The sequence below is a fragment of the Methylobacterium oxalidis genome (assembly GCF_007992195.1).
Classification (GTDB): domain Bacteria; phylum Pseudomonadota; class Alphaproteobacteria; order Rhizobiales; family Beijerinckiaceae; genus Methylobacterium; species Methylobacterium oxalidis.
The window spans coordinates 1-6799 of sequence record NZ_BJZU01000077.1; the positions used below are offsets into that span (position 1 = coordinate 1).

At 74.0% G+C, this 6799-nt stretch carries 6 protein-coding genes; 3 read left to right on the plus strand and 3 right to left on the minus strand.

Annotated elements, in window-relative coordinates; translation table 11 throughout:
* Positions 1-65 precede the first annotated feature (65 nt).
* Positions 66-1712 (minus strand): malonate decarboxylase subunit alpha, encoded by a 1647-nt coding sequence (gene mdcA, locus MOX02_RS18610; protein WP_147027295.1) that lies wholly within the window; start codon positions 1710-1712, stop codon positions 66-68.
* A gap of 246 nt (positions 1713-1958) precedes the next feature.
* Here mdcA and MOX02_RS18615 point away from each other — a divergent pair, with 246 nt between their 5' ends.
* Entirely contained in the window at positions 1959-2627 is a 669-nt protein-coding gene (locus MOX02_RS18615; RefSeq protein ID WP_147027296.1) for a GntR family transcriptional regulator, read from the plus strand.
* Positions 2628-2636: 9 nt separating this feature from the next.
* Here the strand turns inward: MOX02_RS18615 and MOX02_RS18620 are convergent, their stop codons facing one another.
* Complete coding sequence (locus tag MOX02_RS18620) at positions 2637-3071, minus strand: MarR family winged helix-turn-helix transcriptional regulator (protein ID WP_147027297.1); 435 nt, start codon at positions 3069-3071, stop codon at positions 2637-2639.
* A gap of 169 nt (positions 3072-3240) precedes the next feature.
* On the opposite strand from MOX02_RS18620, the gene MOX02_RS18625 reads away from it, so the two are divergent.
* Positions 3241-5115 carry a chloride channel protein gene (locus MOX02_RS18625; RefSeq protein WP_147027298.1) on the plus strand — a complete coding sequence of 625 codons (1875 nt, stop codon included), beginning with the start codon at positions 3241-3243 and terminating at the stop codon, positions 5113-5115.
* Here MOX02_RS18625 and MOX02_RS18630 read toward each other — a convergent pair.
* On the minus strand, positions 5070-5975 hold the full coding sequence (locus MOX02_RS18630; protein WP_147027299.1) for a L,D-transpeptidase: 906 nt from the start codon (positions 5973-5975) through the stop codon (positions 5070-5072). The two genes, MOX02_RS18625 and MOX02_RS18630, sit on opposite strands and share 46 nt — an antisense overlap.
* A gap of 347 nt (positions 5976-6322) precedes the next feature.
* On the opposite strand from MOX02_RS18630, the gene MOX02_RS18635 reads away from it, so the two are divergent.
* The gene (locus tag MOX02_RS18635; protein ID WP_147027300.1) at positions 6323-6712 is read left to right on the plus strand and encodes a hypothetical protein; all 390 of its coding nucleotides are present in this window, start codon (positions 6323-6325) and stop codon (positions 6710-6712) included.
* The last annotated feature ends 87 nt before the right edge of the window (positions 6713-6799 follow it).

Genomic DNA, 6799 nt, shown 5'->3' on the forward strand with positions numbered 1-6799 from the left:
CGGGAGAGGTGAGGCCCGCCCGGACGGGAGAGGTGGGGCGGGCGGCCCGGCATGCGGGGCGGGCATCACCAGTTCCGGAACCGGGCCGGCGGGTCGTAGAGCCCGCCCGACCAGTGCACGAGGTCCTTGATCGAGCGGGCGGCCAGCAGCGAGCGGTCCGCGTCGAGGGGCTCGATGCCGAGATCCTCCGGGCGGCGCACGATGCCCCGCGCCCGCAGCCGCTCCACCATGGCCCGGTCGCGCCCGCGCCCGATCTCGGTGTAGCCCGCCACGCCGCGGATCGCCTGCTCGCGCTCGTCGGCCGTGCGGCAGAGGAGGAGGTTGGCGATGCCCTCCTCCGTGACGATGTGGGTGACGTCGTCGGCGTAGACCATCACGGGGGCGAGCTCGAGCCCGATCTTGCGGGCGAGCTCCAGCGCGTCGAGCCGCTCCACGAAGGCGGGGCTGAGCTTGTCGCCGAAGGTCTCGACGATCTGCACCACGAGCTTGCGCCCGCGCGTCAGCGCCGGGTCGCCGGAGCCGCCCGCCTCGCGGCCCGCCTTCATCCAGGTGTCGGAGGGGTGGCGCCGCCCGTGCGGGTCCGAGCCCATGTTCGGCGCCCCGCCGAAGCCCGCCACCCGGGACTGCGTCACCGTGGAGGAGTGACCCGAGAGGTCGATCTGCAGGGTCGAGCCGATGAAGAGGTCGCAGGCGTAGAGCCCGGCCGTCTGGCAGAAGGCCCGGTTCGAGCGCAGGCTCCCGTCGCTGCCCGTGAAGAACACGTCCGGCCGCTCGCGGATGTAGCGGTCCATGCCGACTTCCGAGCCGAAGCAGTGGACCTGGCTCACCCAGCCCGACTCGATCGCCGGGATCAGGGTCGGGTGCGGGTTGAGCGCCCAGTGGGTGGCGATCTTGCCCCGCAGGCCCAGCCGCTCGGCGTAGGTCGGCAGCAGCAGCTCGATCGCCGCCGTGCCGAAGCCGATGCCGTGGTTGAGGCGGCGGATGCCGTACTCGGCGTAGATCCCCTTGATCGCCATCATGGCCATCAGGATCTGCGTCTCGGTCATCGCCGCCGGGTCGCGGGTGAACAGCGGCTCGACGTAGAAGGGCGTGTCGGCCGCCACCACGAAGTCGACCCGGTCGCCCGGGATGTCGACGCGGGGCACCCGGTCCACGATCTCGTTGACCTGCGCCACCACGATGCCGTTCTTGAAGGCGGTGGCCTCGACCACCGTCGGCGTGTCCTCGGTGTTCGGCCCCGTGTAGAGGTTGCCGTCCCGGTCGGCCGAGACGCCCGCGATCAGCGCCACCTGCGGCGTCAGGTCGATGAAGTAGCGGGCGAACAGCTCCAGGTAGGTGTGGACCGCGCCGAGCTCGATCTGCCCGCCGAACAGCATGCGGGCGATGCGCCCGCCCTGGGGCCCGGAATACGAGTAGTCGAGCCGCTTCGCGATCCCCTGCTCGAAGATGTCGAGGTGCTCCGGCAGCACGATGCCGGACTGGACCATGTGCAGGTCGTGGACCTTGGCCGGGTCGCACAGGCTGAGCGCGCGGGCGAGGCAGTCGGCCTGCTTCTGGTTGTCGCCCTCCAGGCAGACCCGGTCGCCGGGGCGCAGGATCGCCTCGAGCAGGGCCACCGCGCTCGCGGCCGGGACGACCTTGCCGGCGGCCTGCGCCCGCCCCGCCGCGATCCGCCCGTCCCGCTCCGCGCGCTCCCGGTGCCAGTCCGCCATCCGATCCGCTCCCTCGCCGCGGGCCCGGGCCCGCGAGACCGTGCCGCGGGCGCCGCTCCATGAGGGCACCCCCTCATGAGGACAACCCTTTGCCGGGACGGCCGATCCGGCTCCCTATCTGAGCGCGAACGAGACGGATGTCAATTTCCGCGTATGCACAACTGCCCAAATCCGTCACTTCGTGATACGAGACGCCTGTCGGTTGGTTTTTCCGCATACAGAGCGGCGGCGTTCGGGAGGTGCGGCATGGACGAGATCGTCGGGGAGCGCGGCCTCCTCTCGGACCAGATCCGCAACGCGCTGACGGACGAGATCGCGGCCGGCGCGCTGGCGGCGGGCACCGGCCTCGACGAGCAGGAGCTCGCCGACCGCTTCGGCGCCTCGCGCACGCCCGTCCGCGAGGCGCTGCGCCAGCTCGCGGTGAGCGGCCTCGTGGAGGTGCGCCCGCGCCGGGGGGTCGTCGTCACGCGGATGACGCCCGAGCGGATCATGGACATGTTCGAGACCACCGCCGAGGTCGAGGCGATGTGCGTGCGTCTGGCCACCTACCGGATGACGCCGCTGGAGCGGAGCCACCTCCTCGACCTGCACGAGCGCTCGGGCGCGATGGTGGAGGCGGGGGATTTCGACGCCTACGACGCCCACAACCGGGCCTTCCACGAGGCGCTCTACCGGGCGACGCACAACGCCTTCATGGCCGAGCAGGCGCTCGCCATCCGCACGCGGCTGTCCGCCTTCCGCCGGACGCAGCTGCGCCAGGGCGAGCGCATCGTGCGCTCGCGGGCCGAGCACGGCGAGATCCTGGCGGCGATCGCCGAGGGCGACGGCGAGGCGGCGGCGCGGCGCATGCGCGCCCACATGCTCAACGCCGCGAGCGCGCTCGGCCGCTACGTCGCCGAGCACACGGGCGCGTGAGCGCCCCGCTCAGGGCGGGTCCGGCTCACCGCCCTCGATCGTCCGCAGGAGGTCGCGCAGGAGCGGCCCGACCGCCCGCAGCTCGGCCCGGTGAGCCGCGCTCAGCCGGCCCAGCACCGCCTCGGCCTTCCCCGTGAGCGTCAGGTCGAGGCGGCGGCGGTCGGCGGCGGAGGGCGCGCGGGTGACGAGGCCCGCCGCCTCGAGCCGCTCGGCGAGTTCCGCCGCCGTGTGGGGCGCGACGATCAGGCTCTCGGCGAGTTGGCCGACGCTGACCGGCGGCCGCGCGCCCTTGATGGCGAGGAGCGCCTGGTGCTGCTGCGGCGGCAGGCCGGCCTCCTGCGCCGCCGCCCTGCTGAAGGCGAGGAACCGCCGCAGCGCGTGGCGGAAGGCCGCGAGCGCCGCGTAGTCGGCCGGCGCCAGCGTCTCGTCCGCGCTCTGCCCCATCGTGCCGATCCCTCCCGCGGCCCGCCGCCGCCATCGTCCCGTGCAGGCTGCCGACCGCGCAATCCCCGATAGCAATTGGCGGTCGAACGATTGATTACATCGTATTACGATATAAATCCCGGCTGCGCGCGGCGCCGAGGCGTCGCACGGGACACGACCGGGAGACGACATGACGACGGGAACCGGAGCGGATGGCGGGGCGGCCCCGCCGCGGAGGACGCTCGGCGATTTCACGGCCGACCGCAGGATCCTGATCCTCGCGGCGATGGCCGTGGCGGTGGGATCGGGCGGCGCGCTCGCGGCCTGGGGGCTCGTGAAGCTGATCGCCCTCGTCTCGAACCTCGTCTGGTTCGGCCGCCTCGGCACGCAGCCGGTCAGCTTCGCCGAGGTCGCGCGCTCGCCCTGGATGGTGGCGGCGCCCGTCCTCGGCGGCCTCGCCATCGGCCTGATGGCGCGGTTCGGCTCGGAGAAGATCCGCGGCCACGGTATCCCGGAGGCGATCGAGGCGATCCTGATCGGGCGCAGCCGCATGTCCCCGAAGGTCGCGGTGCTGAAGCCCGTCTCCTCCGCCCTCTCGATCGGCACCGGCGGCCCGTTCGGCGCGGAGGGGCCGATCATCATGACGGGCGGCGCCATCGGCTCGCTCTTCGCGCAGTTCTTCCACCTCACCGCGGCGGAGCGGAAGACGCTCCTCGTGGCGGGCGCGACAGCCGGCATGACCGCGATCTTCGGCACGCCCGTGGCGGCCGTCCTCCTGGCGGTGGAGCTGCTGCTGTTCGAGTGGAAGCCGCGCAGCTTCATCCCCGTGGCGGTGGCCTGCGTGCTCGCCGCGGCGTGGCGGCCCTTCCTGTTCGAGGCCGGCCCGCTCTTCCCGCTGGCGGCGGCCCTGCCCCCGTCGCCGCGGATCCTCGGGCTCGCGATCCTCGTCGGCGCCGTGGCGGGGCTGCAATCGGGCCTCCTCACGACGCTGCTCTACCGGGCCGAGGACGCGTTCGAGCGCCTGCCCGTCCACTGGATGTGGTGGCCCGCCCTCGGCGGCCTCGCGGTCGGGCTCGGCGGCCTGATCGAGCCGCGGGCGCTCGGCGTCGGCTACGACGTGATCGGCGACCTCCTGAACGGGCACCTGCTCCTCGGCGCGGCCGCCGCGATCCTGCTCGTCAAGGCGGCGATCTGGCTCGCGGCGCTAGCCTCCGGCACCTCGGGCGGCGTGCTGGCGCCGCTCCTCATCCTCGGCGGCACGCTGGGCTCCATCGAGGGCGCCGTCCTGCCGGGCACGCCGGGCTTCTGGGCCCTGATCGGCATGGCGGCGATGATGGGCGGCACCATGCGGGCGCCGCTCACCGGCGCGCTCTTCGCCGTGGAGCTGACCGGCGACATGACGGCGCTGGCGCCGCTGCTGGCGGCCACGACCGCCGCCTACGCCGTCACGGTGCTCCTCCTGAAGCGCTCGATCCTCACCGAGAAGATCGCCCGGCGGGGCGTCCACATCACCCGCGAGTACGCCGTCGACCCGTTCGAGCTGACCCGCGTCTCGGCCATCATGGTGCGCGCGGTCGAGACCCTGCCGGCGGAGATGCCGGTGGAGGAGGCGCTCGCCTTCTTCGCGTCGGAGGCGCCCCGGCACCGGGCCTATCCGGTCCTCGACGCGGCCGGCGTGCCGGTGGGGCTCGTGACCCTGCGGGACCTGATGGGCTGGCAGCGGGCGCGCGGCGCGGTGACGGGCAGCCTCGCCGACCTCGTCTCCGACGCGGGCCTGCCCCTCGTCCACCCGGACGACACGGTGGGCCACCTCGCCGACCTGATGGTGGCGGGCGACCACGGGCGCGTGCCCGTGGTCGAGCCCGGCAGCCGGCGCCTCGTCGGGCTCGTGGCGCGCAAGGACCTGCTGCGCATCCGCGAGGCGAGCGGGCACCTGGAGCGGCGGCGCGAGCGCTTCTACCGGAGCGGGGGCCACCGCGGCCGGGTCCGGCGCCGGCCCGGGCCGGCGCCCGCGGAGGATCAGCTCAGCACCACCACCTTGGTGCCGAGGGCGACGCGGCCGTAGAGGTCGATCACGTCCTGGTTGATCATGCGGATGCAGCCCGAGGAGACGCTGCGGCCGATCGAGGTCGGCTCCAGCGTGCCGTGGATGCGGAACAGCGTGTCCTTGTTGCCCTGCCACAGGTAGAGCGCGCGGGCGCCCAGCGGGTTGCGGGTGCCGCCGGGCACGCCGAGCCCGCTCTGGAGCTGGCTCACCTCGCGGGCGAGCTTCGGGGTGCGGGCGATCATCTCCTTGGGCGGGTACCAGTCCGGCCAGGCCTGCTTCGAGTTGATGGTCGCGCCGCCCGACCACGAGAAGCCCTGCTTGCCGACGCCGACGCCGTAGCGGCGGGCGCGGCCCCCCGCCTGGACGAGGAACAGGTGGTGGGCGCGCGGATCGACCACGATGGTGCCGGGCTCGTAGCGGCCGCCGAAGGCGACCTCCTGGCGCAGGAAGACGGGGTTGGCCTTCTTCCAGTTGAAGGCCTGCACCGGGAAGGCGTCGTCGGTGATCGCCGCGTAGGCGCGGGCGTGGTCGATCGGGCCGTCGTCCACGGGCCGGTTCTCGCCGAGCTTCGGCACCGGCGCGCCCTTGGGCGGGGGCGCCTCGTCGGCGCTCTGGCGGGGCGGGGGCGCGCGCTCGGTGCCGGGCACGGGCCGGCCGTAGGATTCGCGGCCCGTGTAGGGCACGTACTGGCCGCCGCGGCGGCGGTAGAGCTGGCCGGCCTCGTCGCGGTAGAGCCGGTCGTCGTCGTAGCCGGCGAAGCCGTCGATGCCGTCCTCCGGCGGCGGCCCGCCCTGGGCGTGGCCGAGGAGCGTGGAGCGGAGGAGCACGAGGCCGGTCATCGAGCCTGTGAGCAGCGTGCGGCGCGTCAGTCTGGACATGGAATGCGAGACGTCCCTTCGGGGCCCCTGGCGTCGACCGACCGTGGCGGGCGGGGGGCCTTAGCGCCGAGCCCGCGCGTCCGGTCGCGGCGGCCAAGCTCGGTCTTGGCCCTCCTCTAGCAAATCCGGGGCTCGCCCGTCACGCCCCGCGGCGCATCGCGGGCCCGCGTCTCGCCGAAGCGTTACCGTTCGGGCACTGTCCTGCCCGGCACTACAACCTCCGGATGAGGCTCCTCTTCACCATTCCGGATGAGAGCATGGGGACAGTGCGGTCGCGACGATTGCGGGGCGCCGGGCGCGGGCGCATATCCAGCCGCGAATCGCCGCCCCCACCCCGGATTCGTCCCGTGCCGTTTCTCCCGTCTCGGCCCGCCCGCACGGCCTCGCTCGTGCTCGTCCTGACCGCATCCGCATGGGTGTCCGCGCCCGCCGAGGCGCGCCGGGCCACCGAGCGGCCGGCGGCCAAGCCCCAGGCCGCCGCGACGGCGCAGGCGACGAAGCCGCAGGCTTCCGCGAAGCCGCAGACGGCCGCGAAGCCGCAGGCCGCCGCGAAGGCGAAGGTCTCCGCGAAGGAGGCGGTCGCGCCGAAGGTGGCCGCGCACGTCGCGGCGAGCGGCGGGCCGGGCGTGACCTGGACGGCGGGCGAGGCCCCGGCGGCGAACTGCACCCGCAGCCGGCGCAAGCTCTGGCAGGAGGGCGAGGGCTGGATCGTGCGCACGGTCACCGCCTGCCGCTGACCGCCCCCGGACAGACCCGGCGCGGGCTACCCTGCACTGCCCTGAGACGATGGGGGGCTGGTCCCCTCTCCCGTTCGGGAGAGGGAC

Bases quoted from the DNA above. Each gene is read 5' to 3' on its own strand.
- mdcA (WP_147027295.1), bottom strand. From the start codon at position 1,712: ATGGCGGACTGGCACCGGGAGCGCGCGGAGCGGGACGGGCGGATCGCG.
- MOX02_RS18615 (WP_147027296.1), top strand. From the start codon at position 1,959: ATGGACGAGATCGTCGGGGAGCGCGGCCTCCTCTCGGACCAGATCCGC.
- MOX02_RS18620 (WP_147027297.1), bottom strand. From the start codon at position 3,071: ATGGGGCAGAGCGCGGACGAGACGCTGGCGCCGGCCGACTACGCGGCG.
- MOX02_RS18625 (WP_147027298.1), top strand. From the start codon at position 3,241: ATGACGACGGGAACCGGAGCGGATGGCGGGGCGGCCCCGCCGCGGAGG.
- MOX02_RS18630 (WP_147027299.1), bottom strand. From the start codon at position 5,975: ATGTCCAGACTGACGCGCCGCACGCTGCTCACAGGCTCGATGACCGGC.